Genomic DNA, 26,124 nt, shown 5'->3' on the forward strand with positions numbered 1-26,124 from the left:
TTACTTTTCACCATCAGGAACAAACACATAACCTAATCCCCATACAGTTTGAATATAACGCGGGTTAGCCGCATCCACTTCAATCATACGGCGAAGGCGTGACACTTGCACATCAATACTACGCTCTAGCGCACTGTAATCACGACCTCTTGCCAAGTTCATTAATTTATCACGACTTAACGGCTCTCGAGGGTGAGATACCAACGCTTTTAATACGGCAAATTCACCACTTGTGAGCGATACGGTATTATCCCCCTCGCTCATTTCTCGTGTGGCTAAATTTAAAGTAAATTTACCAAACTCAATTAAATTCTCTTCTGCTGAAGGTGCCCCTGGCACTTCTTTTGATTGGCGACGTAAAATTGCTTTTATGCGGGCAAGTAACTCACGTGGATTAAACGGTTTAGGAATATAATCGTCAGCACCGAGCTCCAAACCAATAATGCGGTCTACTTCATCACCTTTAGCGGTCAACATCACAATTGGGATTTGGTTTTCTTTTTGACGTAACCGTCTGCAAATAGAGAGCCCGTCTTCTCCGGGCAGCATTAAATCAAGCACCATTAAGTGAAAGTTTTCACGCTCAATAAGCCTATCCATTTGCTGTGAATCTGCGGCTGTTCTAACAATAAATCCTTGCTCTACTAAATAGCGCTCAAGCAAACTGCGCAAACGTTTATCGTCATCAACCACTAATACTTTTACTGTCTCTTGTCCCATAATCTGTTGCTTATTTTTATAATTTATTAATAGTTAATATAAATGAAAAACTTAATAATAAAAAACTAATTAAGTGCTTAGATTGTTACTGAACATTTCAAACCCATTGGTGGCTATTTTATCTCGACAAGCTGCCTTTATTTTAATACCGTGCCACACATGAAAATTAAACAAGAACACGGCGTGAAAACAAACTTAATTACTCGCGAAGGTTATTTACAACTTCAGCAAGAACATGACCATCTTTGGAATGTAAAACGCCCAGAAGTCACTAAAATTGTGAGTTGGGCTGCAAGCCTTGGTGACCGCTCTGAAAATGCAGACTATCAGTATAACAAGCGTCTATTACGCCAAATAGACCGCCGAGTGCGCTATCTACGTAAGCGCATCCCCGATTTAAAAATTGTTGATTACTCACCCGTGCAAGACGGCAAAGTTTTTTTTGGTGCTTGGGTTGAAATAGAAAACGAGGCTGGGGAGTGTAAGAAGTTTAGAATTGTCGGTCCCGATGAAATTTATGATCGCAACGATTACATTTCTATTGACTCACCGATGGCGCGAGCATTATTAAAAAAACAAGTAGACGATGATTTTGAGGTCATGACCCCTCAAGGTGCTAAGCAATGGTATGTAAATAATATTTCCTACCAAAAATAAAACGGCTTAGTTTTGATTCAGATCATATTAACTTTTTATTGTTTATATTATCTGAGTAAGCTATAACTAAAGTAACTCAAGTTATGATGTATTAATTTGAGAGTAGTTAATTAAGGTCGTCACTATGTCAAACATTACAGCGCGCATATTACAAAATGCCCTATTGTTTACACTCTTTATGAGTGTAAGTTTGACATTGCATGCAACACCCAAAAATACGCAAATTGATGCTGGTTTTACACCTGCAGAATTTATTGTTTGCGACTCTCCTGACCAAGCAAACCTCGACACCGATATAGATTCTCATGTCGGTGTTATTGCGCTTAGAGAAATTCAACCACTTCCTTTAGCGTTTTACTTTCATTATGAAAGCAGCCTTTTAGTCACACCTTACAGCCATGCACACCCGCGAGCGCCACCCGTTATTTAGTTTAATAACTTGCTTTTAAACATTATTAAATTTTATAACTAATTAGGTGGATATTATGTCTAACTTTAAAGAACTCCGTACCCAAGATATTTCGCATGGCACTATTGCGAATACATTTACTAATGAAGCTGTCATTGATTTAACTTCACCTGCTACACAAGTGGTGACTAGTTTTACTGATACAAGCCCGATGCGTGCATCGTTTGATACAACAATTGAACAAGCGTCAAAACAGTTAACGACTCAACGCTCTGATTTTATTTTGGTAACTGATGAGCAGCAAAAGCTAGTAGGTATAGTGGCGAGTGCTGATTTACAAAGCTCAAAAATCATGATTTTAGCACAGCGTTTAGGCTTGCCTCGTAGTGAAATTAGCTTGCGCTATTTAATGACACCGCTAAGTAATTTAATGGGTGTAAGTATGAAAAGCTTAAGCTACTCATGCATTGGTGATGCACTGCAAACTATGGAACATCATGGCGCTATGTTTTTATTAGTCACTGCGGCTAATAATGAAATAAGTGGTTTAATTTCAGCACGCGATATAGCACGTAAGCTGCAAATTCCTGTTCATATTAGTCCAATAGCGCACACATTTAGTGAAGTACTCGAAAGTATAGAGCACCCTCACTAAATCAGCTTTTTATTAGTATAGTTCCAACCCCAGTAATGGCATCTTAAAGCAAGTAAAATAGCTTGCTTTAAGAGCTTTTTATTACCTTCCCCTGTGATATTATTCAAGACATTGACGCATCAGTTAACTTCTTAGCTGGTCTTATTTTTTGTATTAAAAGGTTTTTGCATGAGCGATATCTCTGCACGTTTAGCAACTGAGCTAAATGCACAGCAGCAACAAGTGGTTGCAGCAACAAAGTTACTTGATGAAGGCGCAACCGTCCCCTTTATTGCCCGTTACAGAAAAGAAGTGACCGGTGGATTAGATGACACCCAACTACGCCTTCTAGAACAACGTTTATCTTATTTACGTGAACTTGAAGAACGTCGTGGCTTTATTCTATCGACGATAGAATCTCAAAATAAGCTTACCGGGGAATTAGCAGCTGATATAAAAGCAGCGCAAAGTAAAACCGAGCTTGAAGATTTATACTTGCCTTATAAGGCAAAGCGTCGCACTAAAGGTCAAATCGCTATTGAGGCCGGTTTAGAACCTCTTGCTAATGCGTTATTTAACGACCCAATGCTCGACCCAGAAGCTGAAGCTGCTCACTATATTAATGCCGATAAAGCCATTATTGATACAAAATCAGCCCTTGATGGTGCCAAATTTATTCTAATGGAGCGTTTTGCTGAAGACGCTAAATTACTCGCTAAGTTTAGAAGCCATATTAGTCAAAATGGGGCGATTGAGAGTAAGTTAATTGACGGGCAAGAACAAGCAGGTGCTAAATACAGAGACTACTTTGAACATCAAGAGCCGTTAAAAAAAGTGCCCTCGCACCGTGCATTAGCCATGCTAAGAGCACGTAATGAAGGCATTTTACAGTTAACGATTAACCCTGAGCCAAGTGCTGAAAATCCAGCCCAGTTATGTGCCCAAATGATCAGTGATCATTACCGCCTAGATATTAAAAACAAACCTGCTAGTGCATGGTTATTAACTGTGGTGCAGTGGGCATGGAAAATTAAGCTTGGGCTACACTTAGAAAACGAGTTTTTAGCCGCAATGCGTGAAAAAGCCGAAACCGGTGCCATTGACGTATTTGCTAAAAATTTAAAAGATTTATTAATGGCAGCGCCTGCAGGCCCTCGCACAACACTTGGTTTAGATCCTGGCTTGCGTACTGGTTGTAAAATTGCGGTAGTCGATAGCACAGGAAAACTGCTCGCTACACAAACAATCTTCCCACATGCACCGCAAAATCATTGGGATAAATCACTGCGTACGCTCGAGCAATTATGCCGCCAACATAAAGTTGAGCTTATTGCGATTGGTAACGGCACTGCTTCTCGCGAATCAGATAAACTGGTTGGCGAACTTATCAAAGCCAATGCCGAGCTTAAACTGAATAAAATTATGGTCAGTGAAGCCGGCGCTTCGGTGTATTCTGCGTCTGAATTTGCCGCTAATGAGTTCCCAGATTTAGATGTATCTTTACGCGGTGCAGTATCTATTGCACGTCGCCTCCAAGATCCATTAGCTGAACTAGTTAAAATAGAGCCTAAGTCTATCGGTGTAGGCCAATATCAACACGATGTATCACAAAGCCAACTTGGGCAAAGCCTAATTTCTGTAGTAGAAGACTGTGTAAACAGTGTTGGGGTTGATTTAAATATGGCCTCAGTGCCTTTGCTTGCACGTGTTTCTGGCTTAAACAAAACGTTGGCTCAAAACATTGTAAACTACCGTGACACGAATGGGTCATTTACAAAACGTAGTCAATTGAAAAAAGTAGAACGCTTAGGGCCAAAAGCATTCGAACAAGCGGCCGGGTTTTTACGCATTAATAATGGCAGCGATCCGCTAGATAACTCATCAGTTCACCCTGAAGCATACCCAATCGTTAAGCGTATTTGTGAACATAATCAGGTAGACGTAAATAACTTAATTGGTAACAGTGAATTTTTAAGTAAACTCGCTGCAAACGACTATATTGACGATAAATTTGGCTTACCAACCGTGACTGACATTATTAGCGAGCTTGATAAACCAGGTCGCGATCCACGTCCTGAATTCAAAACCGCGGAGTTTAAAGCCGGTGTTGAAAAAATTAGTGACCTTAAGCCTGGTATGATTTTAGAAGGTGTGGTTTCTAACGTTGCTAATTTTGGTGCATTTGTTGATGTGGGTGTTCATCAAGATGGACTCGTACATATTTCAGCTATTACTAACAAGTTTATTTCAGACCCACGCGAAGTGGTTAAAGCAGGTGACATTGTTAAAGTAAAAGTGGTTGAAGTCGATGCTGCCCGTAAACGCATTAGTTTTACTATGCGCCTAGATGACGACATAGACACCAGCAATAAAGCAGCTGCTGCGGCACAGCAAAAGCCTCGCAGCAATAATACCAACCAAGCACGAGCGCCTAAGCCTAAACGCGATACAGGCAATGCGATGATGGGGAATGCCTTTGCTGACGCCTTTGCTAACGCAAAAGTGAAAAAGTAATTTAAACGATATATTTAAAAATAAAAAAAACCGCCTAGGCGGTTTTTTTTATGCATTTTAAATAAGCTAAATTTGCGCTGAAAATTCGCTCTGAATCGCGGGTGATGTCGCCAGTTGATAAAAGCTAGCAATGCGTCCTGCACGCGCTTCAACTTCAATATCACGCGATTGTTCTTCGCTTTTAGCGGTTTTTACTTCTGAACTTTCACTATTAGAAAACGACGCACTGACTCTACTTTTATCTTCGCTGCTGTCTTCGTCATCAGCTGAAGCTAACTCAGCTTGTGCGGCAGCCATTTTCTGTGTGGCGTCTGCCGCAATCGCTCTGTCGGCACCTGAGGGTTCTGCTGGTGCTAGTGCAGCAGCACGTACCGTTTGCATTTTATCGATGGTTGCTTGCGGATCGCCATTGATAACCCCAACATCAATCGGTACTTCACCACCTACGGCATAATTAGTGCCATCGGGGCCTCTTTGGTATTCGTAACTGGGTGAACCGGCATATTGTCCACCAACAGCCGCATGCGCTTGCTCGTGGGTTCGCACTTCGGTATCGCGAGCTTTGAGCTCTTTAATTTGTTGCTGTTCTTGCTCAAGTTGAAGCTCTTCTTGCTCACTAACTTCTTCGGCAGCTTGCTGTTTTTCTTGCTCGGCATCATCTTGATCACTATCAGCATTGCCTTCGCGTTGTTCAATAATTTTGTTGTCTGCAATTTTGCCGCTTGCAGTATAAGTTGAACTATCGCTGTTACCAGGTAGTTTGGCTTTTTCTGCATCACTTTGAGCTTTGTTTTCAGTACTACCGGCGGTGTTTGCAGCGGCTGGGGGAATGACTTCACGTAACTGATTGTCACGCCGAGCAGTCTCCGTATAAACATTTGCAGTGTTTATATTGATAGACGGAAACGGCGTGACGATATTCATGAGGAATTACACTTTAATATCAACTAAAGTGCCTAGTACATCATCTGCAGTTTGAATTGATTGCGTGTTAGCCTTGGCATTAAACTCTTCAACTTTTAAGTTTACTAATGCATCATCAATTCGTGCAGGTTGGGATACCGGCGCGGTTACGGCTTCTTCAGGGCGAGCAGCCGTTAATTGACGTTGCTGCGCTAATTGAGAATCATCTTGCTGCTCTATGCTGGCACGGTTAATCTCAGCGCTGGCCTTTTCAATACCTTGGCTGGCTCTATTAAACCCTTCAACACCGCTATTAAATACAGATCCAATCGGCATAATAATAAACCTCCAGCAAATAAATATTGTTTAATTATCGCTCAAAAATCACGCAAAATAAAGCTTTAAACCGCTGTATTCATGGCTTTGCTTCAAAGCATTGATTTAACGGCAGATAAAAATTCGTTTTTATGAGAAATAAATGGCGCATGTGATGCTTTGTCTATTACTTCGTACTCAAAGTCAGAATTAAGTGCGACCATTTTTTCAATTGCTCGATAAGGAACGAGAGAGTCTAAACGCCCAAAAATTCCACTAATCGCGACGGGACAGTGAGAAAATAATTCACGTAAGTCTTCACTTTGCAGTATATCTAACCCCACACTTAATGCTTGATTACTCGGCGGCGGTGACTGACTCAATAGTTGTTTTAGCTGTTTTACATCATCTCGCGCCGACTCACTGCCCATCGCTTGAATCGCCAAAAAGCGCTCTATCGTTTTTGAACGCTCTTGCAATAGCTGTTCTTTAAACTGTGTGAGCACTTTAGGTTTAATACCTTCCCAGGGCAATTGCTCTACAAAAAAAGGAGTAGAGGCAACTAAAATAACTTTTGACACTTTTTCTGGCCAATGTTTGGCAATATAAATGGCAAACAAACCGCCTAAAGACCATCCCATCAAAACAGATTTTGGTTTTAATTGCTGACTCACCAACTGAGCTGCATCATGTAAAGTATACGGATCCAAAGAGACATCATGATCACCGTAACCAGGTAAGTCTAAACAACGTACCTTACCAGAATATAAAAATTCTAATTCTGGTTTTATTAACTGCCACACGCCTTGGTTCATTCCCCAACCATGCAACAACACACATTCATTTTGCATATTTGCCTAACCTTAACCAAACTTAAATCTATGATAGCGTTTTAGGGGGAGTTTGTAATGAGGAGAATCAGCGAATGAAACTTAGCCTAACTGATTGGCTTTTTCCCTCGTATTGCGTGTTGTGCCAGAATCAAATACACAGCTCACTGGGACTATGTCAGTTTTGTTTAGATGACCTGCCTTTGCTAGATTTGGCTGAGTATGACAATTTATTTTACCGCCCAGATATTGTAGAAATGTTTCCTAACTGCAGCTTTGAGAAACTATTTGCCTGCACTTTTTATCAACCCCCTTTTGATTTATGGCTAAAACAACTCAAATTTAATAATCAAATTCATTACAAAAAAGCACTGCAGCAAGTCATCAAAAAACAACTTACTATTTTTACAAATAAACAGCATTTAGCTGCTGCTGTATTTATTATTTTACCTTTGCACAAGTCGCGTTTTTTTAGTCGAGGATTTAATCAGGTTACCCAAGTATGGCAGCCTTGTTTGTCATCCTTTAAGGTCTTGAATAATGTTTTAATACGCAATAAAAACACCTCGGCACAGTCACAACTGAGCAAAACAAAGCGGATAAAAAATTTACAGCAGGCTTTTTCATGTACTGCCAATTTAGAGGGTAAAACGGTGGTCATTATTGATGATATTATGACCACAGGTGCAACACTCAATGCAGCCACCTTGTCGCTAAAAGAAGCGGGCGCTAAACAAGTCTGGGCATTTACGACCTGTTTAACGCCACTTTAGATTTAGTTACCACTGACACGAAAGGTATGACCAAAAAATAAAGCGTTACTTAATAATCGGCTGGTGCCATACCAGTAACCTCTAAATACAGGGTTGTCTGTCATCGCAATCACACTACCTCGACCATAAGAGTGAGCCATTAGCGCAGCACCGCCGGCCACTTGCTCTACATTAACTGCATCAGTAAAACCAGCAAGTAACGGCTGTTGTGTATAGGTGAGTATATTTACAAACGGCGCTTGCGAGGCTTCAAGTAACCAGGTACTGTTTTTAAATACTGGCAGAGTGTCACGCTTAAATGAAAACGTCAGTGGGTGCGTAGTATCTACATCAGTATTAAATATAGCGCCTGCAATACGCTGGCGACCCGCTAGATGGTCTTTGTCTGCATATTTTAAACCTTGAGTATCAAATGCGCTGGCAACATCTTTACGTGATAAGTAGTTTGCTTTTAATAACTGCTGATCAGCTAAGAACTTTGCCCCGCCTTTATGACCCCAAATAACGCCGCCTTTTCTCACCCAGCTTTTAATTGCCACTTTGTCGGTATCAGATAATGTCGAATAATCGCCATGCGCCAACACAATATGGCTGTAATTACTGAGATCTAAAGACGCTAAACGGTTCATTTCAACAATGGTAGGCGCTACGCCTACAAAGCGATCTAGGTAATACCACACTTCACCTGCTTCATATTGGCTAACCCCTTTACCGCCAACTAATAACACCTTAGGCGCAGAAACAACCGCCATAGAGCGCGAGCCTAAGTCGGCACCTTTACTGGTTAAGCCTGTGGTAATTGGCTTAATTTCAATATCAAATTGGCTTTGTGCTTGATTTAGCTTTGCCACCCAATTAGTCTCTGTTTGCAGTCCTGCAGGGATAATAATACTGCCAGCATCAAAATTTATCTCATTACTCGTTGATGTTGCGGTTAATGGTTTTAATGCAACACGTGCTTTAATACCTTGCTGTAACAGACTATTGAGCATTTTTGGGGCAAGCATGTCGTCCCAAGCAAATCCGTAGGCATAGTTTTTAGTTAGCGGCGTAAAAACAGGCTGTTTTGCTTTTTGCCAAGCCGTAGTATCAACCTCTAATCCCCAGCGGCTGTTTACTTTAGCAAATGGTAAATTAAACGCATGCGCTAATGTCCAACCTGATACATCGTAAAAAGTGTTATCGGCAAAGTTTTGCTGTTCACTAAAAATAGCTTTAACTAATCGGTATTGTGGTTGCGCAAGCGGCACAAAATAGCTATTAGCGGTAAAGTTTTTACCTTCAGCTTTTAGTCCCTCTTTAACTGGATAAGCATTAATTTGGTGCTGTTTAAGTATGCTTAAAAAGTCGTTAGTACGTGTTTTGTCTTCCCCACCTTGAACAATATAGCCTTGATAGTCTTCATCTTTTGCTAATGTAACTGCTTTGTTATAAAAGTTAGCTTGGTACTCTAGCAAAGCTTGGCGGTTATCAATCGCTGCTTTAAACGTAGATAAGCTCGTTAAAAGTTGGTTTTTAATCGTAAACGCAAAAGTTAGCGGGCCATTGATCGTTTCTTGAATATGACCGCGAGAACTTGCTTGTTCAAATAAAATACCGACACCACCATTTACATCAGGGTAAGTTGAACCTTTGCCATAATAAAAGTCATCAAAGCTTTCTTCTGTAAAATACAGTGCGTTGTTTTCATCTAAAGTTTTTGCATGATAATTTGCAATTGCTTTGGTTAGGCTCACATTTTCTTCAGGGGTAATGGGGTGTTTACGACTAGGGATCCCTGGCTGGAAAAAATAGCTACTGTTTGGTCCCATTTCATGAAAGTCAGTTAAAATATTAGGCTTCCAATAATGAAACTTGGCTATACGCGCTCGCGACTCAGGGTGCTGCAGTAAAAGCCAATCACGATTTAAATCAAACCAGTAATGATTAGTACGGCTACTTGGCCAGCTCTCTACATGCTCACGCGTTTGCGGATCTGACGATAAGTTCATTCCACGATTACTATTAGCCCAATTAGCAAAACGTGCTAAGCCGTCTGGGTTAAGCGACGGGTCGAGTAAAATCACCGTGTTGTTAAGTAGCTCATTTATTTCATCACCTTGCGCGGCTGCTAAATAATAAGCCACTAGCAAGGCAGCATTACTCCCTGACGATTCGTTACCATGAACGCTATAACCCATCCACACAACGCTTGGCTGCTCTGCTAATTTATTGTTTGAGTTATTTAGGCGAGCTAAGTGTGCTTGGCGAGTTTGTTCTATATTTTTTAGTTTGTTAGCTGCGGTAATAGTGAGCATAACTAGTGGGCGCTGCTCGTGGGTACGACCTATTACTTCAAAATTAACTCGATCGCTTTTTTGAGCCAAAATTTCCATATAGCGTACAAGCTGATCATGCCTTACATGCCATTCACCCACTTGATGACCAAGTACTTTTTCAGGTGTTGGAATGCTGGGATCAAATTCAACCTGTTGCTCAAAATAATACGACAGGGGCTTTGCCACACTTGAAAAACTGGCTAGTATCACCACTACTGTTAATATAAACCGCATATAAATCACTCTAAAAATGTTTGTTAATTGCACGCTACCATTGCTTAAAATAGATGCCAACTTTTTACGTTCAACACTAGCCGCAACACGATGAGCGGAGTATGATATGCAGTATCCGAGTAATTTAGTCAAGTATAGACGGTTTTATGATTTCAATTTCCGAAACAGCGCAAGCGCATTTTGCTAAGCTATTAGCAGATCAATCTCAACAAACGAATATTCGTGTGTTTGTTGTTAATCCTGGTACATCACAAGCTGAATGTGGTGTTTCTTATTGTCCAGAAGACGCGGTAGAAGAGAGCGATATTCGCCTAAACTTTAACGGTTTTGACGCTGTTGTTGATGCCGAAAGCGCGCCTTTTTTAGCCGAAGCTGAAATTGATTTTGTTACTGACAAAATGGGCACGCAGCTAACTCTAAAAGCGCCTAATGCTAAAGCACGTAAGCTAGGTGAAGACGCAAGCCTAAATGAACGCGTTCAACACATGTTAGAAACAGAAGTTAACCCACAACTTGCAAATCATGGCGGCCAAGTAAGCTTAGTAGAGATCACCGCTGCTGGTATTGCTGTGCTTCAATTTGGTGGTGGTTGTAATGGTTGCTCTATGATTGATGTCACACTAAAAGAAGGCATTGAAAAAGAAATGATTGCTAAGTTTGATGAGATCACCGGTGTGGCTGACATAACCGATCACGAAGCTGGCGAGCACTCTTATTACTAAGTATTAATCCACTATGCTAAAGCCACTCATTTACCGCTTAGGGAGCGACCCTAAGTTGAGTCTAAAGCGCTTTTTTCGCGGCCTAGCACTGTTTGTGCTGGCCGTGATGTTTATCACTTTGGGTTATTACAACCATTATAGTTTACAAGTCATTGGCATAGTAATTTTAGCGCCGGCATTGTTTTTTGCATTCTGGGGCTACGCGGGTATTTTTGCCAATCGTTTTTCGCAAGTATTGAAAAACATCCCTGCCAAAAATAACGACCCCGATCTATGGAAATAACGGTTTAATCAAGTAATTGATTATTAGTTTTTAGCTGCTGATATTTAATTATAAGTGTTACACCCCGCATTAGCATAAAACAACTCATTGCTAACCATAAGCCATTATTTTGCCACGACTGAAACAACCAAAACACCCCAAAAAAACCTATTGTCGCCGATAACAGCATACTATTTCGCATTGCTTTAGCACGTGTTAAACCAACGAATATACCATCAAACAAAAAACAACTCATTGCTAAAATTGGCAGCACAATTACCCACGGTAAGTAATCAGTAGCCTCTTCAATAACCTCAGGTACATTAGTCAACAGCTTTATAATAGAGCTGCCAAATAATATAAAAAATACACTATACAAAATGCCAAACAACATGCCCCAAAATACGCTTATTTTTACCCATAGCCTTATCTTTTCAACACTTTGTTGACCTTTCGCTTGGCCTACTTTTGCCTCGCTCGCATAAGCAATTCCATCAAGCGCAAAGCTGACCAACATTAAAAAGTTGAGTAGTACCGCATTGGCTGCCAATGTAGTTTCACCTATACGTGCAGCATAAAAGGTCATAAAGCTAAAACATAACTGCAATACTAAAGAGCGAATAAAAATATCGCGATTTAAACTTAATAATCCTGCCATTTTTTCTATGCTAAACCAATTTGCAACCGCTAAGCTTATGCCCTGTTTTTTAGCTAGCTGAACCACTAACAGCAAAGCAAAAATTAAAGCCGTGTAATCCGCTATTAATGATGCCCAAGCCGCCCCTGCAACCGCCCAATCAAGATAAACTACAAAATAAATGTCGAGTACAATATTGGTAATATTAGTGACTAACAATAAATAAAATGGCCCTCGCCCATAATGAACGCCGAGCATCCAGCCTAATAATACTAAGTTACATAGCGCTGCTGGGGCGCTAAAAATACGAATACTAAAATACCGATAGGCCTCATTGAGCACATCACTATTGGCAGCAGATAAATAAGCAATGGCGTGTTTTATAAGGGGGGATAATAAAATCAGAATTAAAGCTACGCTGCTGGCCAATAACAAACTGCGTTTGAGTAAAGCTGCCAACTGAGTTAAATCATTTTTACCGTAAGCCTGTGCCACCAGCCCAGTGGTGCTCATTCTTAAAAAACCAGCAAGCCAAAATAAAATGGAGATCACGGTAGAACCTAAGGCAATTCCCGCTAAATAATGCGCACTCCCCAGGTGACCAATCACTGCCGTATCAACAATTCCTAACAACGGCACAGTAATATTTGATAATATCATTGGACCGGCTAACAACAACAAGCTTTTATGGTGTGCTTTATTATGTATAAGAAATTGTTTCATTTAGTATTATTGTTCCTGATTTGTGGTTCTTTACGTGCGCAAGCAGCTGTTATTCTACAGTATCATCACGTCAGTGAAACCCTTCCCGCGGTGACCAGTGTAAGCGCCAACACTTTTACTAAACACTTAAATTATTTAAAAGAGCATAACTTTAACGTTATTCCACTAAATGAGCTGATTAGCGCATTAAAACAAGGTAAGGCTTTAGACGATAAAACGCTCGCGATTACTTTTGATGATGGATATAACAATAACTACGAACAAGCTGCGCCTATTCTTGAGAAATTTGGCTATCCGTACACTATTTTTGTAAACCCAAAACTCATTGATGAACAAGCGGGTTATGTGATGGGATGGGATAAGCTCAGAGAGCTTGCAAAAAAAGGCGCCCTTATTGCCAATCATAGTGCCGAGCATAACTATCTGCATAAAAAGCGCGAAAATGAAACACAAAGCCAATGGCGTGAACGCACTAAAAACGACATTCTTAGTTCACAGCAGCGTATAAAAGAAGAAATAGGCCACGATTATAAATACCTTGCCTATCCATACGGAGAGTTTAACAATCAGCTACAAGCTCTCGTTACTGAACTAGGCTTTATTGGCATTGGTCAGCACTCTGGTGCAGTTAATCAACATTCTAATTTTAGCCGTTTACCACGTTTTCCCGCATCTGGTTTTTATAGCAAATTAGATACGTTAATTACCAAGCTCAATTCAACTGCTTTTACTATTAATAAACTAACCTATAAAGATAGTGTAACCACACAAAATCCACCGTCGTTAACTATAAATCTAGAGACTGATGACTTTCATAAAAGCCAATTTGCCTGTTATGTATCAAGCATTGGGCAAGCTAATTTAAATTGGTTAAACGATAATACGGTTGAGGTGACGCCGCCAAAGCAGCTTAATAAAGGCCGCTCTCGCTTTAACTGCACCGCCCCATCAATAAAAAAAGCAGGCAGTTATTATTGGTTTTCACAGCCTTGGGTGATCAATTAAATTCTATTTTTTAATCACTTGATTTAATAACCGCTGGGTCATTTTATCCAGCGGTACGACCTCATTTGCAGCCCCGATATCAATAGCAGCCTTGGGCATTCCCCATACCACAGACGAAAACTCATCTTGTGCCAATGTATAAGCCCCTTGTTGTTTTAACGCCAGTAAACCTTTCGCGCCATCACTTCCCATACCGGTTAATAGTGTGGCAACAATATACTTAGCACCAATTTCAAGTAATGAGTTAAACAGTACATCTACTGCGGGCTTATGCCTATTTACAGGTTCACCATCATCAAGCTGACAATATAATGCACTACCTTGTTTGCTAATGCGTAAATGTAGCCCGCCGGGAGCTATATAAGCGCATCCTGCTACCAGCTTATCGCCTTGTTGTGCCTCTTTTACGTTAATGGTACAAGTGCGCTGCATTCGCTCTGCAAATGAGGTACTAAATACAGGAGGAATATGCTGCGTTATTACAATGGGTGGGCAGTTTTTTGGCATGCGTATAAGTACTTCTTTTATCGCCTCCGTGCCTCCGGTTGACGCACCAATCGCAATCACTTTATTTACTAAAAATTCGGCATTAGTGGGGATAGGTTCTGCTACAGCACTATTTTTTTTATAGCCTCGAACCCGTGCACTGGCTGCCACTCTGACTTTTTGCTGAACAATATCAGCATATTGACTCATTTGCTCCTTAACGTTAACTGTTGGCTTAGCAATAAAGTCAACTGCACCAATCTCAAGCGCTTCAAGCGTAATGGGTGAACCTTTTTGTGTGAGTGTAGAAATCATCACAACCGGCATAGGACGTAAGCGCATCAGGTTTTTTAAAAAACTAATGCCGTCCATTTTTGGCATTTCAACATCCAACGTTAGTACATCCGGATTATATTTTTTGATCATCTCTCGGGCTTCGTATGGGTCTTGTGCACCACCTACTACCACAATATCTTTTGCCTGTTGCAGTATCTCTGTCAGCAATTGTCTGATCAGTGCCGAGTCATCAATTATTAATACTTTAATCATAGCCATCCTTAAAACAGCTCTATATCAGTGGCTTTTGTTTGTTGCTCAAGATTATGTAAGTAACGCACTTCACGTTTTTCAATCGTATCATTGTGTAAGTTACGTAGCTTTTTAACTTGTACTTTTCCATTATGAGGATTAAAAAATATTTTTCGTGGCCAAGGCCCGCCCATATCATGCGCCACTAAATTTAGCGCTTCTTCTGCTATATATGCATTGGCAAAACTGATATTGCCAATACCAATATCTGTCATGGCGCTAATTATTTTGCCTCCCCCAAACAGTTTTACTTTTAAGTTTGCCCGGGATGCGCCATTTTTAAGCACTTCATTAATTAAATATTCCATAGCCCAATTACCGTAACGACAACTTAAACTATGCGCTTGCTCAATTCGCTCACCTTTTTGAATTGGTAGCATAAAGTGGTTAATCCCGCCTATGCCTAGCTTATCGTCGTAAACACAGGCAGCAATACACGATCCTAGTACGGTGGTGATTAGCTCATCATTTTTAGAAACATAAAACTCACCTGGTAATACCTTAGCGACCACACGATCTCGCGAGGCGTCCCAATAGCGTTTAATATGCTCAAAACCCGCTAATACTGGCTTAAATTGCATGTGCATGGGCTACTTTTTGATACATGGTTTTCCCTAAGTTTTTAAATAAAACATGCTCTTTACCCATGGTTTCTGAATGCCCTAAAAATAAATAACCTTGGTCATTAAGAATATCGGCATAATGGTTAAAAAGCTGATCCTTTGTCTCTTTATCAAAGTAAATCACTACATTTCGGCACAAAATCAAGTCGAACGGGCCTTTCATTGGCCAGTCTTGTAATAAGTTTAAACGCTTAAATGAAATACATTGCTGCAGCTTAGGTTTAACCTTATAACTTTGCCCATCTTTACTGGTTAAAAACCAGCGTTTTAGTAAAGCATCATCAAGACCATTTACGTTCGCTGCGGTATAAATACCACTTTGCGCCTTCGCCAGTACATTAGAGTCAAGATCAGTGGCTAATATCTTCACATCCCAATCACTTGGAAAAGCTCCTTGCAGCGTCATTGCTAAACTATAGGGCTCTTCACCGGTAGAGCAGCCTGCAGACCAAATTCGAACGCGCTTAGTCTGTTTATTTGTCTTTAACAGGGTTGGTATTAACTGATCTTTTATAAACTCAAAATGATGCATTTCACGAAAAAAAGAGGTTAGATTAGTGGTAATGGCATTGATAAATGCATCAAACTCCTGATCTTTATGATTTTTTAAGTAATCGAGGTAGCTTGAAAAGTTTGTTAATTTTCGCTCACGAATTCGTCTTGCCAAGCGTGAGTAGACCATCTCTCGCTTATGCTCTCCTAGTACAATACCGCAGGCGTTATAAACTAAATGAGCCACTTCCTTAAAATCACTATCCGTTAATAAAAACTCTTTCATTATTTGCTCTCATTTAAAAATAAAGCGAGGTTCACGCATACATTGCAGGTGAACCTAACTAAAGTGAGTTTAAAACTCCTCCCACTCTTCAGCCGAGTCTACAAAATTTTCACCTTTGCTTTTATTACTAACGAAGCTATTTTGTTGCTGATGAGATATTTCAGGTGTGCGAATAACAGGCGATACCACTGCCATATCTTGCTGGCCTAATGAGAAAAAGTGCAGTAAACGGCGCATTTCATTTGCTTGTTCCGCCATTGATTCACCTGCAGCCGATGCTTGTTCAACTAATGCCGCATTTTGCTGGGTCATTTCATCCATTTGCGATACAGCTTTATTTACTTGCTCAATACCTGCACTTTGCTCTTCAGAGGCTTGGGTAATATCGGCTATCATTTGTGTTACGCGTTTCACCGATACCACAATCTCTTGTAACGTCACACCTGACTCATTCACAAGCGCGCTACCGTCAGCAACTTTGCCAACACTGTCTCTAATTAGCTCTTTAATTTCTTTCGCTGCCCCTGCCGAGCGCTGCGCTAAGTTACGTACTTCACCTGCAACAACCGCAAAACCTCGGCCTTGCTCACCGGCTCTAGCAGCCTCTACGGCAGCATTAAGTGCAAGCAAATTGGTTTGGAATGCTATTTCGTCTATCACTCCAATGATGTCGGCAATTTTCTTACTCGATTCATTAATCGCAGACATGCTGGTTACCGCTTTATTAACCACTTCTCCACCCTGAATCGCCTTATCACAGGTTTCTTCAGCTAAGTCATTTGCCACTTTGGCATTATCGGCGTTTTGGCGAACCGTACTGGTCATTTCTTCCATGCTAGAGGCTGTTTCCTCTAACGATGACGCTTGCTCTTCTGTGCGCTGGCTTAAATCAGCATTGCCTTGTGAAATTTCTTCAGCCCCACTGGCCACCAAAGTGGCTGATGTATTAATTCGGTTAATAACCTCAGTTAGTTTATCTGCTGTCGCATTTGCATCTGTTTTCAGTTTTTCAAACGAGCCTTGGTATTCTTTTTCAATCCGTTTAGATAAATCACCAGTGGCCATGGCATCGAGCATATTGCCAGTATCAGTTACCGCATCGTCAACCACTTTAACTAAACTATTAAGACCCTGAGCTAAACGTAAGAAAAAGCCATCTTTACCTTGCTCAGCTACTCGTGCATTTAAATCACCTTTGCTTGCTGCGCCGACTAATTGAGCAATTTCTTTTTCAATAGCGACTTCTGCGGTTCTGTCTTCCCACTCAACTACCGTCCCAATACGCTCATTGTCTGTGGTGATTATAGGGTTTGCCACTAAACCAAAGGTTCTGCCGCCCACTTTAATTTCTGTACTGTAAGTATCCGTTAACTTAGCCAACATATTTTGCTGATGGGCTGGATTTTTATGAAATATATCAATACTTTGATTAAGTAAGTTTTTGCTATCAAAGTTAGGTAAGTCAGTGCGTATATCATTTTGCGCAACACTCATCATATTTCTCACTGCGCTATTCATATACACAATGACATTCGAGGCATCAGCAATCATGGTATTGGTTGCCACGGTATCTAATGCTTGGCGAACACGTAAGTTTTCTTGCGCTCTAGCACGTTCAGCATCCGCTTTAGACACCTCATCAGTAATATCTTGCCATTCAACAATAGTACCTAAGCACTTGCCATCTTGATTTGTCCAAGGAGAAGCAATGATGTCAAAAATAAGACCAGCTAAATTCAACGAAGTTTTATAAGGAGCATCTAAGTTTTTTAGTCGCTCTTGCTGATTAGCTAGTTCCTGATGAAACTCATCAACACGGATATCCATTAACCCAGCGACTGAAAAACTAGGTAAAACAGTTTGCAACTCTTTTTCACGTGCTTTAAACATTTGCTTGATGCAGTCATTCACAAAAATAATGTTTAAATTTTTATCAGCAATCATCACACTTGCTTGGCATACTTTTAATGCGTTAGCCAAGTCGGCCGCTTTTTTAGAGGTTTTTTCTAGCTCTTTTTGCGCTGTGATATCGGTGGCGTACTTAATCACTTTAAATGGCTTACCATTCATATCATAAATAGGATTATAAGAGGCATATATCCAAATTTCCTCGCCTTGTTTACCTATTCTTAAATACTCACCACTGTCATACTCGCCACGCCCAAGTTTATCCCAAAACGCTTGATATTCTTGGCTATTTGCATATTCAGAAGTAACAAACAATCTATGATGCTGCCCTTGTATTTCATTTGCCTGATAACCAAATGTTTTTAAAAAATTATCATTAGCGCCAATAATGGTTCCATCTAAATTAAACTCAATAACCGCTTGTGACTTACTGATTGCGGTAATTTGGCCTGCAGCTTCAACCGCTTTTAACTTTTGCTCAGTAATGTCTGTTGCAAATTTAACGACTTTAAGTACTTGCCCTTGCGAGTCTATAACAGGATTGTATGTTGCTTGGATCCAGACTTCTTTGCCATTTTTTCCAATACGCTTAAATTCATCTGAAATAAATTCACCCGCGTTCAAACGCTGCCAAAATTGACGATATTCATCACTTTGCGTTTCGCTAGGGCTTACAAATAAAGAATGGTGCTGGCCTTGAATCTCAGCGAGTGAGTAGCCCATTACACGAAGAAAATTAACATTGGCAGTAATGATTCTTCCATTAGGCTCAAATTCAATTATTGCTAATGATTTATGCAATGCATTTATGATCAAATCATTGCTTGATTTAGACTGTTTTGAATTACTAAACCATCCCATGCTTATCACCACCTTTAAGTTATTTGCTTTATTTAGTTACTATTACCGCTAAATATTCATGGTTGCCTGTAGGTTAATTAGCGCGACCATTTTATCGCCCACATTCACTAGCCCTGCGACATATTCACTTTCATTTGTTTGGGTTAAACTCGGCACTGCTTTAGCGTCTTGCTCAGCAATACTGTAAACATCCGCTACGGCGTCTACCGTAATCCCCATCACTTTACTTTCTTGCTCAAACTCAACTTTTACAATAATGACTACCGTTAACGGTCCATACTCAATGGTGGGTAAACCAAAGCGCAATCGTAAATCAATAATTGGCACAATGGTGCCGCGTAAATTAATCACGCCTTTTACGTACTCAGGGGCATTTGGCAGTGCGGTTATATCTTCCCAGCTACGAATTTCTTGCACCGTTAATATATCTACTCCGTACTCTTCTTCAGCCATAATAAAGGTGAGAAACTGCTTAATGCCCTCTTTGCGCTGTAGTTCAATATTGCTATTTAATGCTATTGATTCAGAGAACATGAATCCTCCAAGATGGTCGATGGCTCAATACTCAATGCTTGGCTACCTGGCTTTTTTAACCCTGAAAGCTTTATCAAGCCGCTAATATCTAAAATTAACGAAACACGCCCATCACCTAAAATCGTTGCCCCCGACACACCATCCACTTTGTGGTAATTAGCCTCTAAGCTTTTTATAACCACCTGCTGTTGTGAAAGTAAATCGTCGACAAGTAACCCAACTTTTTGATTATCGTTTTCCACGACAACTAGTAAGGTTTTATCTAACGATTCAATGGCATTTTGGTGATTAAAAATGTCGTATAAACGTAAAATAGGAATGTATTCATCACGTAATCTGAGTACATCTAGGTCTTTACCAACACGGCTTACTTTTGCAATATCAATTTGCAACGATTCTACAATCGAGATCAGTGGAATAATGTAAGTATGCTTGGCTACTTTGACTAATTGCCCATCTAAAATAGCTAAAGTGAGCGGTAGCCGAATAGTAAAAGTAGAACCAATTCCAGCAGCAGATGTCACTTCTACCGAGCCATTTAATGATTGAATATTACGCTTAACCACATCCATACCCACCCCACGGCCAGATAAGTCACTTACCTCATCAGCGGTAGAAAATCCTGGCATAAAAATGAGTTCGTTAATTTCATCATCTGTTAGCTCACTGTCAGCGGCGATCACTTCATTGGTAATCGCTTTTTCTTTGATCTTTTGAGTGTTAAGACCTTGGCCATCATCCATAATTTCAATGACGATATTGCCGCCCTGATGAAAGGCATTTAATGTAACCTTACCCACAGGATCTTTTCCTGCTGCAATACGTTTTTCTACCGTTTCAATACCATGATCCAATGAGTTTCTTACCAAATGCACCATAGGATCGGATATTTTTTCCATAACGGTTTTATCTAATTCTGTTTGTTCTCCTATCAGCTTTAACTCCACCTCTTTATTAAGCTTTTGGGCAATATCACGTACTAAACGTGGAAAACGACTGAACACAAAGTTAATTGGCAACATGCGAATACGCATCACGTTTTCTTGTAAGTCGCGGGTGTTATGCGCTAATTGCGCAAGCCCCTCTTGAAGCGAGGTCACCGTGGTAGGCGTCATTTCTTGTTCGCTAAGCTGATTTAGCATCGCTTGGGTAATGACCAACTCTCCAACCATATTAATCAGTGAGTCGACCTTATCAATGCCAACACGAATGGAAGTTGACTCAGGCGCTGCTTTTGCACTGGTTGGTGCTTTTGGTTTATTGGTTTTGGGTTCAACAACCGTTTTTGGTGTTTCAATAACAGGTTCGTTGACCACTGCAGCTTCTGCTGCTTTACCATCATTAAATAAGCCACCGCAAAGCTCAATTTTAATATCGGCATCGTCCTCAACCCACTCAAAAATTTCTCTAATTGCTTGATCGTCACGGTCAGTGTTTAAGAAAAATCGCCAATATAAAAAGCATTCATCGGTCGTTAAATCTTTAATATCAGGTATGACATCTGTAAACGCTTGTACTTCCAATTCACCAAGTTCAGCTAATTCACTGATCATAAACAGCGGTTCGTTACCCGTTTTAAACAAATGAAAATGCGGTTTAAAATCAATTTGATAAGTATTAATAATGACCTGTTCAACACTGGCTTCTGCCACTACGGCTTCACTTTCAGGCATGCCAAGTAATCTTTCAAACTGCTCTCGTAATGAGTCAGCTTGGCTTAAATCAGGCTCTTCCTGTACTTTAAGCGAATGCAACAAGGCTCTTAAACAATCTACTGATTTAAGTAATAAGTTAATATGTTCACTGCTTATATTTCGCTGACCTTCACGTATTTGATCCAGTAATGTTTCTAGAACATGAGTGAAGTTTGCGATTGAATTAAACCCAAAGGTAGCACTGCCTCCTTTAATAGAATGGGCAGCCCTAAAAATAGTATTAATGGTTTCTAAGTCTTCTTCGCCCGGCACTAAGTTGAGTAATTCAGTCTCCATAACATCGAGGCCTTCAAAACTCTCTTCAAAGAACACTTCAAAAAACTGGCTTAAATCAATACTCACAGTGCACTCCTAGGTTAGCGGATTACTTTTTTTAGCACGGCTAATAGTTGATCTGGATTGAAGGGCTTTACAATCCACCCTGTTGCCCCAGCAGCTTTCCCTTCTACCTTTTTATCCATACCCGATTCTGTGGTTAACATAAGTAGCGGTGTAAACTTGTAATTCGGAAGCCCTCTTAACTCTCTAATAAGCGTGATCCCATCCATAACAGGCATATTTACATCAGAAATAACTGCATCAAAACCTTGCTGCTTGGCAATCGCTAATGCCTCACTACCGTCTTTGGCTTCGGTAACATCAAACCCTGCTGTTTTTAACGTAAAACTCACCATTTGACGCATTGATGCAGAATCATCTACAGCTAATATTCTTTTCATATAGACCTCTAATTAGTACTTTCTGGTGCTAGGTATTCACTTAAACCGAGTTGATCAATGGCATTGGTTAATGCATCACTACTGCCAACCCAGGCAATTTTTTGATTAATAGTAAGGAGATGTTTTTGTAGGGCACATAAAAGTTGAACCGAGGCCGTATCAGCAGACATTACATCGCTAATATCTAAGCAAATATCTCGGCTATTATTAAGTTCGCTTAATAAATCTTGATGTAAAACTTCAACATGAACAATTGAAAGTTCGTTTGGTAGTTTAAGCATTTTTTAAGCTTTTCCTTATCAACTCAATCCATAACAAAAGCTTAGACCGAGATAATGAAAACGCCATAAAAACGACTAAAAAATAACTAATTAATTAAAAACCGTTAATAAAAAACGCGAAAAGGGGCATAAAGCCCCTTTAAAATCGTAAAACCTTTAAAAGCTAGTTTTTGTAGTATTCGGCTATTTTAATAAATTCTGCGGTTAATTTTGTAGTATTAACCAAAGGCACATCTCCTTGTTTAAATTCAGGCTTAAAAATAGCTCTTAGTGCGCCACTGCCATCAACAAGGGCAACAGATGCACTATGATCCACCGCATAGTCGGATTCATTACTATCACTAATTGCGTAAATTAATCCAAGCTCGCGGACAAATGGAAATAAGTCTTTATGTTCACCTGATACAGCTAAAAAATCTGGATTAAAGTAATCTATGTACTCTTTACGTTTTTGAGCAATATCACGTTTAGGATCAACAGATATAAACCATACTTGTAGTGGATACTCAGCCTGCAAATTTTTATAGGCATTGTTGAGCTTAGCTAGCGTCATCGGGCAAATATCAGGGCAACTTGTGTAACCTAAAAACACTAAATTCCACTGGCCTAAAAACTGCTGTTTGGTTACTAACTTCCCTTGTTGATCACTCAACGAAAAGTCAGATAACGGTTTTGCGGTTTCATAAACTAACGCATCAAGATCTTGTAAATTTTTTTTATCACTACAGGCCGATAAAAAGAGTACTGAAAAAACAACTAAACCACACCATAACTGCTTCATATAACTAGCCATTTATCTATAAATAAGATGATAAATAGTATCATCAAATGAATAATCGAAAAACGAAATAAATCCATCGCAGTGTCTTCTTTGGCGGCAAACTTTAAGTTAATTGCTTTGTATATAAATACAATATTGAGAAGACATGCCCCGCTTAGATAAATAAGCCCTGACATGCCAATCAAATAAGGAAACACACATACAATGGCGAGTAATACCGAATATGCAAGCACGCATGTTTTACAAAAATCGATACCATGGGTGACCGGTAACATGGGGATTTTAGCCCGCTCATAATCACTTTTACGCGCGATGGCGAGCGCCCAAAAATGAGGTGGGGTCCAGGTAAATATAATCATCACCAGCAACCAAGGGGCTGCCGCCATTTGATTTGTTTCAGACACCCAACCGAGTAATGGAGGCATTGCACCGGCTAATCCCCCTATAACTATATTTTGTGGTGTGGCACGTTTTAAAAATGACGTATAAATAAACGCATAACCAACAAGTGCAAATAAGGTCAGTATGGCTGTGAGCGTATTTGCCCACAACATCAGCATAATAAAGCCCGCAACGCCAATCACAGCAGCAAAGCTCAGTGCATGTAATTTACTTAAACGCCCTTTAGCAACAGGGCGATGGCGGGTGCGTGCCATTTTGCTATCAATTTCGCTATCAACCACATGATTGATGACTGCGGCGGCCGCAGAGAGTAATCCAATCCCTAATAAACTGATGAACTGAACCCCAACACCTCTGCCAACATCAGGGGCTAGCGCTAAGCCAACCCATGCTGTTAACACTAGCATAGCCACTACTTTAAATTTACTTATTGCCAAATAATCTTGGATTAAGTGGTAACTTTTAGTCAATAACGATGCGCTGTAAACGGGCTGCATTGCTTTTTTATTAATTGTAAGTGCCATAATCATTCCCCTCTAAGTACGTACTTTTAGGTAATAACATAACCTAACCATAGTTAATAACAGTATGGCAGCCATTAAGTTATGCGCCAGTGCCACGCCTAACGGAAAATGAAAATGCACCACGGCTAACCCTAAAGCTATCTGGCAGAATAACGCCACTAACACACTCACCGTACAGCTTTTAATTTTTTGCGAATAGGCATGACTGTATATACGCCACATCACCAAGGCTAAAACAATGCAAGTAACTAAGGCCCATATTCGATGCAGTAAATGAATAGACATACGCGCCTGTTGCGACAACACACCAAATTCATAATTACTGTGCTCAAGGGGGAGCTGAAAGACACTACTGAATGAAAAAGGCTGAGCGTAACTACACAGCGGTAAGCCATTACAATGTGGAGCCGCATAATTAGCCGCTAACCAACCACCAAGGGCGATTTGTAAAATCAGTACCGTTAATGCCACGAGGCTTAATTTAAAGTGAGGTTTTGCGCCCGCATCACCACCCGTAATAGGTTGGCTGGTCAGACGCAAATACAATAGCGTTAATAACGCTAAAATACTAAATCCTCCGAGCAAATGCCCCATAACTATAAGCGGCTGTAGGTTCATAGTAACCGTCCACATACCTAATGCGGCCTGAAAAATAACAAGCAGCAGCAATATCATAGGCAACCTTACAGGCGTGGTTGGGTACTGACGCTTTAGAAAAGCTAAAATAAACAACACTAAAATTAATACCCCAAGCGTGCCTGCAAAGTAGCGATGGATCATTTCTTTCCATGCTTTTGCTTTTTCAAATATCATATCGGGATAACTTTGAATCGCTTGTGCAATCTCTGCTTCGTGTTTAGGCACGGTTAAAAAGCCATAACAACCAGGCCAATCGGGACAACCAAGCCCTGCGTCACTTAAACGCGTGTATGCGCCCAGAGCCACCACAATTAATGCGAATAAACTCGTTGCTAATACCAAATTTTTATAGTTTTTATACATAGCATCCTCTACTTAGCTCGAACGAGAGTAATTGAGTAATTTTTTTAGATCTTTTAATAACCCTTTTTGGATCAAACGGTTTTCTTGTGGTTGAGAACTAAATGGATACTCCAGTACAATTAGCCCCATATGATCGATTAAATACAAACTGGCAGGTTTTAACTGCTGTTGCTCATCAATAACATGCCAACGCGTTGTAACTAGCTCAGGCTGTCCCATAATAGCCATATCAACTTTGTGTTGGTTTTTGCCAAGGGCAACATATAAATTGTCTAAAGCGGCTAATTGCTCTGTGCAAGACGCTTTGCATTGTGCTGAATAATTTAAAGCGATGGTCCATTGCTTAGGGTTATGCTGCGCCCAATTGTCTAGCTTAATTTCACGCTCTAAAAATTCACCATGGTTAGTAATTGCTGTAGGTAGCCAATCAAGTTTTAACGCGCTGTAAGCCAGCACTAAGGGAATAGCGCAGCACACAGCAAAGAGTAACAGGGGTTTATTTTTCATTATCTATCCTCTTCCTGCTTGCAAAAATAGCGACCACCACACAGGCAACCGCAATTAAAAACCACTGTACTGAGTAGGCATAATGTTTTTCTGGACTCATAACAACGGCTTCATAATGAGGGGCAGCAATTTCATCAGCTTGACCTTGGCGGTAAGCCATAAAATTCACTAAAGGGCGATTAGATTGGCTACTCAATGCTTGTAAATCAATGATTTGAATTCGTTTGGCTAAATCCGACTGAGTATTGTTATTGGCTAAGGTAAAGCCACTTAAATTATCTTCTTTAATTTGTGCCGTTAACGTAAATTTACCACTAGGTATTGTTACGTTTGGTAGGATTTCTCTTGAACGTTCTGCTTTTACCCAGCCTAAGTTCACTAACAAAAAGCGTGATTCATCAGACAGTTTTAATAATGCCAGTAAGTCGTAACCAACCTGACCATTATAGATTTGATTATCAAGCAACCAATAATTATTAGTGTCAAAATAACCATTTAACGAAACCAATACACCGGTTTTGTTCCACTCTTTTGGCAGCTGTTGTAACTCTGCCCAGCTCATTACGCCATGTTGTTGTATATTTTCAATGGCACTAAGCTGCTGTTGCTTTTGTTCTGCTCGCTGTAATTGCCAAAACCCTAGTCGCACACAAACCAATACCACAATAACAACCAAGCAAATTGTTATTATTGAGCTAAGCTTTTGTTTGTTAAATACAACTAACTGCATAAGGGTATAATCCAGTGATTATTAAAATT

27 protein-coding genes are annotated in these 26,124 nt (G+C 40.2%); 8 read left to right on the forward strand and 19 right to left on the reverse strand.

What is annotated here, in order from left to right; genetic code table 11:
* Positions 1 to 720, reverse strand: coding sequence for a two-component system response regulator OmpR (gene ompR / locus QL984_RS09420; protein WP_016899332.1), 720 nt, complete (start codon positions 718 to 720; stop codon positions 1 to 3).
* A gap of 183 nt (positions 721 to 903) precedes the next feature.
* Between ompR and greB the strand changes: the two genes are divergently transcribed.
* The 4 genes from greB (at position 904) to QL984_RS09440 (ending at position 4,934) form a co-directional block, all read left to right on the forward strand.
* Positions 904 to 1,377, forward strand: coding sequence for a transcription elongation factor GreB (gene greB / locus QL984_RS09425; RefSeq protein WP_024602196.1), 474 nt, complete (start codon positions 904 to 906; stop codon positions 1,375 to 1,377).
* A gap of 124 nt (positions 1,378 to 1,501) precedes the next feature.
* Complete coding sequence (locus tag QL984_RS09430) at positions 1,502 to 1,807, forward strand: hypothetical protein (RefSeq protein ID WP_024602195.1); 306 nt, start codon at positions 1,502 to 1,504, stop codon at positions 1,805 to 1,807.
* 55 nt (positions 1,808 to 1,862) lie between these two features.
* Complete coding sequence (locus QL984_RS09435) at positions 1,863 to 2,441, forward strand: CBS domain-containing protein (protein WP_013466114.1); 579 nt, start codon at positions 1,863 to 1,865, stop codon at positions 2,439 to 2,441.
* A 168-nt stretch (positions 2,442 to 2,609) separates the two neighbouring features.
* Entirely contained in the window at positions 2,610 to 4,934 is a 2,325-nt protein-coding gene (locus QL984_RS09440; protein WP_013466115.1) for a Tex family protein, read from the forward strand.
* A 66-nt stretch (positions 4,935 to 5,000) separates the two neighbouring features.
* On the opposite strand, the gene QL984_RS09445 is transcribed toward QL984_RS09440, so the two are convergent.
* The 3 genes from QL984_RS09445 to bioH form a co-directional block, all read right to left on the reverse strand.
* Positions 5,001 to 5,858: a putative metalloprotease CJM1_0395 family protein gene (locus tag QL984_RS09445; protein WP_013466116.1), complete on the reverse strand. Its 858-nt coding sequence runs from the start codon at positions 5,856 to 5,858 to the stop codon at positions 5,001 to 5,003.
* Positions 5,859 to 5,864: 6 nt separating this feature from the next.
* Entirely contained in the window at positions 5,865 to 6,173 is a 309-nt protein-coding gene (locus QL984_RS09450; protein WP_008112879.1) for a hypothetical protein, read from the reverse strand.
* Positions 6,174 to 6,265: 92 nt separating this feature from the next.
* The gene (gene bioH / locus QL984_RS09455; RefSeq protein ID WP_036957092.1) at positions 6,266 to 7,003 is read right to left on the reverse strand and encodes a pimeloyl-ACP methyl ester esterase BioH; all 738 of its coding nucleotides are present in this window, start codon (positions 7,001 to 7,003) and stop codon (positions 6,266 to 6,268) included.
* A 74-nt stretch (positions 7,004 to 7,077) separates the two neighbouring features.
* On the opposite strand from bioH, the gene QL984_RS09460 reads away from it, so the two are divergent.
* Positions 7,078 to 7,755, forward strand: a complete 678-nt coding sequence (locus QL984_RS09460; protein ID WP_036957090.1) for a phosphoribosyltransferase family protein — start codon at positions 7,078 to 7,080, stop codon at positions 7,753 to 7,755.
* A 2-nt stretch (positions 7,756 to 7,757) separates the two neighbouring features.
* On the opposite strand, the gene QL984_RS09465 is transcribed toward QL984_RS09460, so the two are convergent.
* On the reverse strand, positions 7,758 to 10,307 hold the full coding sequence (locus tag QL984_RS09465; protein ID WP_138764171.1) for a M14 metallopeptidase family protein: 2,550 nt from the start codon (positions 10,305 to 10,307) through the stop codon (positions 7,758 to 7,760).
* A gap of 146 nt (positions 10,308 to 10,453) precedes the next feature.
* On the opposite strand from QL984_RS09465, the gene nfuA reads away from it, so the two are divergent.
* Positions 10,454 to 11,029: a Fe-S biogenesis protein NfuA gene (gene nfuA, locus QL984_RS09470; RefSeq protein ID WP_013466120.1), complete on the forward strand. Its 576-nt coding sequence runs from the start codon at positions 10,454 to 10,456 to the stop codon at positions 11,027 to 11,029.
* Between the two features lie 13 nt (positions 11,030 to 11,042).
* Positions 11,043 to 11,312 (forward strand): hypothetical protein, encoded by a 270-nt coding sequence (locus QL984_RS09475; RefSeq protein WP_033102769.1) that lies wholly within the window; start codon positions 11,043 to 11,045, stop codon positions 11,310 to 11,312.
* 4 nt (positions 11,313 to 11,316) lie between these two features.
* Here QL984_RS09475 and QL984_RS09480 read toward each other — a convergent pair whose 3' ends face one another.
* Entirely contained in the window at positions 11,317 to 12,588 is a 1,272-nt protein-coding gene (locus tag QL984_RS09480; RefSeq protein WP_033102781.1) for an MATE family efflux transporter, read from the reverse strand.
* Positions 12,589 to 12,630: 42 nt separating this feature from the next.
* Here QL984_RS09480 and QL984_RS09485 point away from each other — a divergent pair, with 42 nt between their 5' ends.
* Positions 12,631 to 13,656 carry a polysaccharide deacetylase family protein gene (locus QL984_RS09485; protein WP_128583457.1) on the forward strand — a complete coding sequence of 342 codons (1,026 nt, stop codon included), beginning with the start codon at positions 12,631 to 12,633 and terminating at the stop codon, positions 13,654 to 13,656.
* 3 nt (positions 13,657 to 13,659) lie between these two features.
* On the opposite strand, the gene QL984_RS09490 is transcribed toward QL984_RS09485, so the two are convergent.
* The 13 genes from QL984_RS09490 to QL984_RS09550 form a co-directional block, all read right to left on the reverse strand.
* Entirely contained in the window at positions 13,660 to 14,691 is a 1,032-nt protein-coding gene (locus QL984_RS09490; RefSeq protein ID WP_028834833.1) for a chemotaxis response regulator protein-glutamate methylesterase, read from the reverse strand.
* Between the two features lie 8 nt (positions 14,692 to 14,699).
* A complete protein-coding gene (gene cheD, locus QL984_RS09495) occupies positions 14,700 to 15,317 on the reverse strand; it encodes a chemoreceptor glutamine deamidase CheD (protein ID WP_138764172.1) in 618 nt (205 codons plus the stop codon).
* Positions 15,301 to 16,131, reverse strand: a complete 831-nt coding sequence (locus QL984_RS09500; RefSeq protein WP_138764173.1) for a protein-glutamate O-methyltransferase CheR — start codon at positions 16,129 to 16,131, stop codon at positions 15,301 to 15,303. The genes cheD and QL984_RS09500 overlap by 17 nt, the downstream gene beginning before the upstream one ends.
* Before the next feature lie 69 nt (positions 16,132 to 16,200).
* The gene (locus QL984_RS09505; RefSeq protein WP_024602186.1) at positions 16,201 to 18,900 is read right to left on the reverse strand and encodes a methyl-accepting chemotaxis protein; all 2,700 of its coding nucleotides are present in this window, start codon (positions 18,898 to 18,900) and stop codon (positions 16,201 to 16,203) included.
* Between the two features lie 48 nt (positions 18,901 to 18,948).
* Positions 18,949 to 19,434 carry a chemotaxis protein CheW gene (locus QL984_RS09510; protein WP_013466129.1) on the reverse strand — a complete coding sequence of 162 codons (486 nt, stop codon included), beginning with the start codon at positions 19,432 to 19,434 and terminating at the stop codon, positions 18,949 to 18,951.
* The gene (locus QL984_RS09515) at positions 19,416 to 21,491 is read right to left on the reverse strand and encodes a chemotaxis protein CheA (protein WP_013466130.1); all 2,076 of its coding nucleotides are present in this window, start codon (positions 21,489 to 21,491) and stop codon (positions 19,416 to 19,418) included. The genes QL984_RS09510 and QL984_RS09515 overlap by 19 nt, the downstream gene beginning before the upstream one ends.
* 14 nt (positions 21,492 to 21,505) lie before the next feature.
* On the reverse strand, positions 21,506 to 21,868 hold the full coding sequence (locus QL984_RS09520) for a response regulator (RefSeq protein ID WP_013466131.1): 363 nt from the start codon (positions 21,866 to 21,868) through the stop codon (positions 21,506 to 21,508).
* An 8-nt stretch (positions 21,869 to 21,876) separates the two neighbouring features.
* Entirely contained in the window at positions 21,877 to 22,149 is a 273-nt protein-coding gene (locus tag QL984_RS09525; protein WP_024602184.1) for an STAS domain-containing protein, read from the reverse strand.
* A gap of 163 nt (positions 22,150 to 22,312) precedes the next feature.
* Positions 22,313 to 22,930: an SCO family protein gene (locus QL984_RS09530; RefSeq protein WP_028834830.1), complete on the reverse strand. Its 618-nt coding sequence runs from the start codon at positions 22,928 to 22,930 to the stop codon at positions 22,313 to 22,315.
* Positions 22,927 to 23,856, reverse strand: a complete 930-nt coding sequence (cyoE, locus tag QL984_RS09535; protein WP_013466134.1) for a heme o synthase — start codon at positions 23,854 to 23,856, stop codon at positions 22,927 to 22,929. The genes QL984_RS09530 and cyoE overlap by 4 nt, the downstream gene beginning before the upstream one ends.
* 12 nt (positions 23,857 to 23,868) lie before the next feature.
* Positions 23,869 to 24,858, reverse strand: coding sequence for a COX15/CtaA family protein (locus QL984_RS09540; protein WP_024602181.1), 990 nt, complete (start codon positions 24,856 to 24,858; stop codon positions 23,869 to 23,871).
* A 12-nt stretch (positions 24,859 to 24,870) separates the two neighbouring features.
* Positions 24,871 to 25,365 (reverse strand): hypothetical protein, encoded by a 495-nt coding sequence (locus QL984_RS09545; protein WP_013466136.1) that lies wholly within the window; start codon positions 25,363 to 25,365, stop codon positions 24,871 to 24,873.
* Positions 25,355 to 26,095 carry an SURF1 family protein gene (locus tag QL984_RS09550; protein WP_013466137.1) on the reverse strand — a complete coding sequence of 247 codons (741 nt, stop codon included), beginning with the start codon at positions 26,093 to 26,095 and terminating at the stop codon, positions 25,355 to 25,357. Before QL984_RS09550 ends, QL984_RS09545 begins: the two co-directional genes overlap by 11 nt.
* Between the last annotated feature and the right edge of the window lie 29 nt (positions 26,096 to 26,124).

Source organism: Pseudoalteromonas sp. APC 3495 (assembly GCF_030407645.1).
GTDB classification, from domain to species: Bacteria; Pseudomonadota; Gammaproteobacteria; order Enterobacterales; family Alteromonadaceae; genus Pseudoalteromonas; species Pseudoalteromonas tetraodonis.

Excerpts from the sequence above, each read along its gene's own strand:
- QL984_RS09550 (WP_013466137.1), bottom strand. The coding sequence starts at position 26,095 with ATGCAGTTAGTTGTATTTAACAAACAAAAGCTTAGCTCAATAATAACA.
- QL984_RS09490 (WP_028834833.1), bottom strand. The coding sequence starts at position 14,691 with ATGATTAAAGTATTAATAATTGATGACTCGGCACTGATCAGACAATTG.
- QL984_RS09545 (WP_013466136.1), bottom strand. The coding sequence starts at position 25,365 with ATGAAAAATAAACCCCTGTTACTCTTTGCTGTGTGCTGCGCTATTCCC.
- QL984_RS09510 (WP_013466129.1), bottom strand. The coding sequence starts at position 19,434 with ATGTTCTCTGAATCAATAGCATTAAATAGCAATATTGAACTACAGCGC.
- bioH (WP_036957092.1), bottom strand. The coding sequence starts at position 7,003 with ATGCAAAATGAATGTGTGTTGTTGCATGGTTGGGGAATGAACCAAGGC.
- QL984_RS09475 (WP_033102769.1), top strand. The coding sequence starts at position 11,043 with ATGCTAAAGCCACTCATTTACCGCTTAGGGAGCGACCCTAAGTTGAGT.
- QL984_RS09500 (WP_138764173.1), bottom strand. The coding sequence starts at position 16,131 with ATGAAAGAGTTTTTATTAACGGATAGTGATTTTAAGGAAGTGGCTCAT.
- QL984_RS09480 (WP_033102781.1), bottom strand. The coding sequence starts at position 12,588 with ATGATATTATCAAATATTACTGTGCCGTTGTTAGGAATTGTTGATACG.
- QL984_RS09435 (WP_013466114.1), top strand. The coding sequence starts at position 1,863 with ATGTCTAACTTTAAAGAACTCCGTACCCAAGATATTTCGCATGGCACT.
- ompR (WP_016899332.1), bottom strand. The coding sequence starts at position 720 with ATGGGACAAGAGACAGTAAAAGTATTAGTGGTTGATGACGATAAACGT.
- QL984_RS09450 (WP_008112879.1), bottom strand. The coding sequence starts at position 6,173 with ATGCCGATTGGATCTGTATTTAATAGCGGTGTTGAAGGGTTTAATAGA.
- QL984_RS09530 (WP_028834830.1), bottom strand. The coding sequence starts at position 22,930 with ATGAAGCAGTTATGGTGTGGTTTAGTTGTTTTTTCAGTACTCTTTTTA.
- QL984_RS09440 (WP_013466115.1), top strand. The coding sequence starts at position 2,610 with ATGAGCGATATCTCTGCACGTTTAGCAACTGAGCTAAATGCACAGCAG.
- QL984_RS09525 (WP_024602184.1), bottom strand. The coding sequence starts at position 22,149 with ATGCTTAAACTACCAAACGAACTTTCAATTGTTCATGTTGAAGTTTTA.
- QL984_RS09465 (WP_138764171.1), bottom strand. The coding sequence starts at position 10,307 with ATGCGGTTTATATTAACAGTAGTGGTGATACTAGCCAGTTTTTCAAGT.
- QL984_RS09520 (WP_013466131.1), bottom strand. The coding sequence starts at position 21,868 with ATGAAAAGAATATTAGCTGTAGATGATTCTGCATCAATGCGTCAAATG.
- nfuA (WP_013466120.1), top strand. The coding sequence starts at position 10,454 with ATGATTTCAATTTCCGAAACAGCGCAAGCGCATTTTGCTAAGCTATTA.
- QL984_RS09540 (WP_024602181.1), bottom strand. The coding sequence starts at position 24,858 with ATGTATAAAAACTATAAAAATTTGGTATTAGCAACGAGTTTATTCGCA.
- QL984_RS09485 (WP_128583457.1), top strand. The coding sequence starts at position 12,631 with ATGTATAAGAAATTGTTTCATTTAGTATTATTGTTCCTGATTTGTGGT.
- cheD (WP_138764172.1), bottom strand. The coding sequence starts at position 15,317 with ATGCACATGCAATTTAAGCCAGTATTAGCGGGTTTTGAGCATATTAAA.
- QL984_RS09505 (WP_024602186.1), bottom strand. The coding sequence starts at position 18,900 with ATGGGATGGTTTAGTAATTCAAAACAGTCTAAATCAAGCAATGATTTG.
- QL984_RS09460 (WP_036957090.1), top strand. The coding sequence starts at position 7,078 with ATGAAACTTAGCCTAACTGATTGGCTTTTTCCCTCGTATTGCGTGTTG.
- cyoE (WP_013466134.1), bottom strand. The coding sequence starts at position 23,856 with ATGGCACTTACAATTAATAAAAAAGCAATGCAGCCCGTTTACAGCGCA.
- QL984_RS09430 (WP_024602195.1), top strand. The coding sequence starts at position 1,502 with ATGTCAAACATTACAGCGCGCATATTACAAAATGCCCTATTGTTTACA.
- QL984_RS09445 (WP_013466116.1), bottom strand. The coding sequence starts at position 5,858 with ATGAATATCGTCACGCCGTTTCCGTCTATCAATATAAACACTGCAAAT.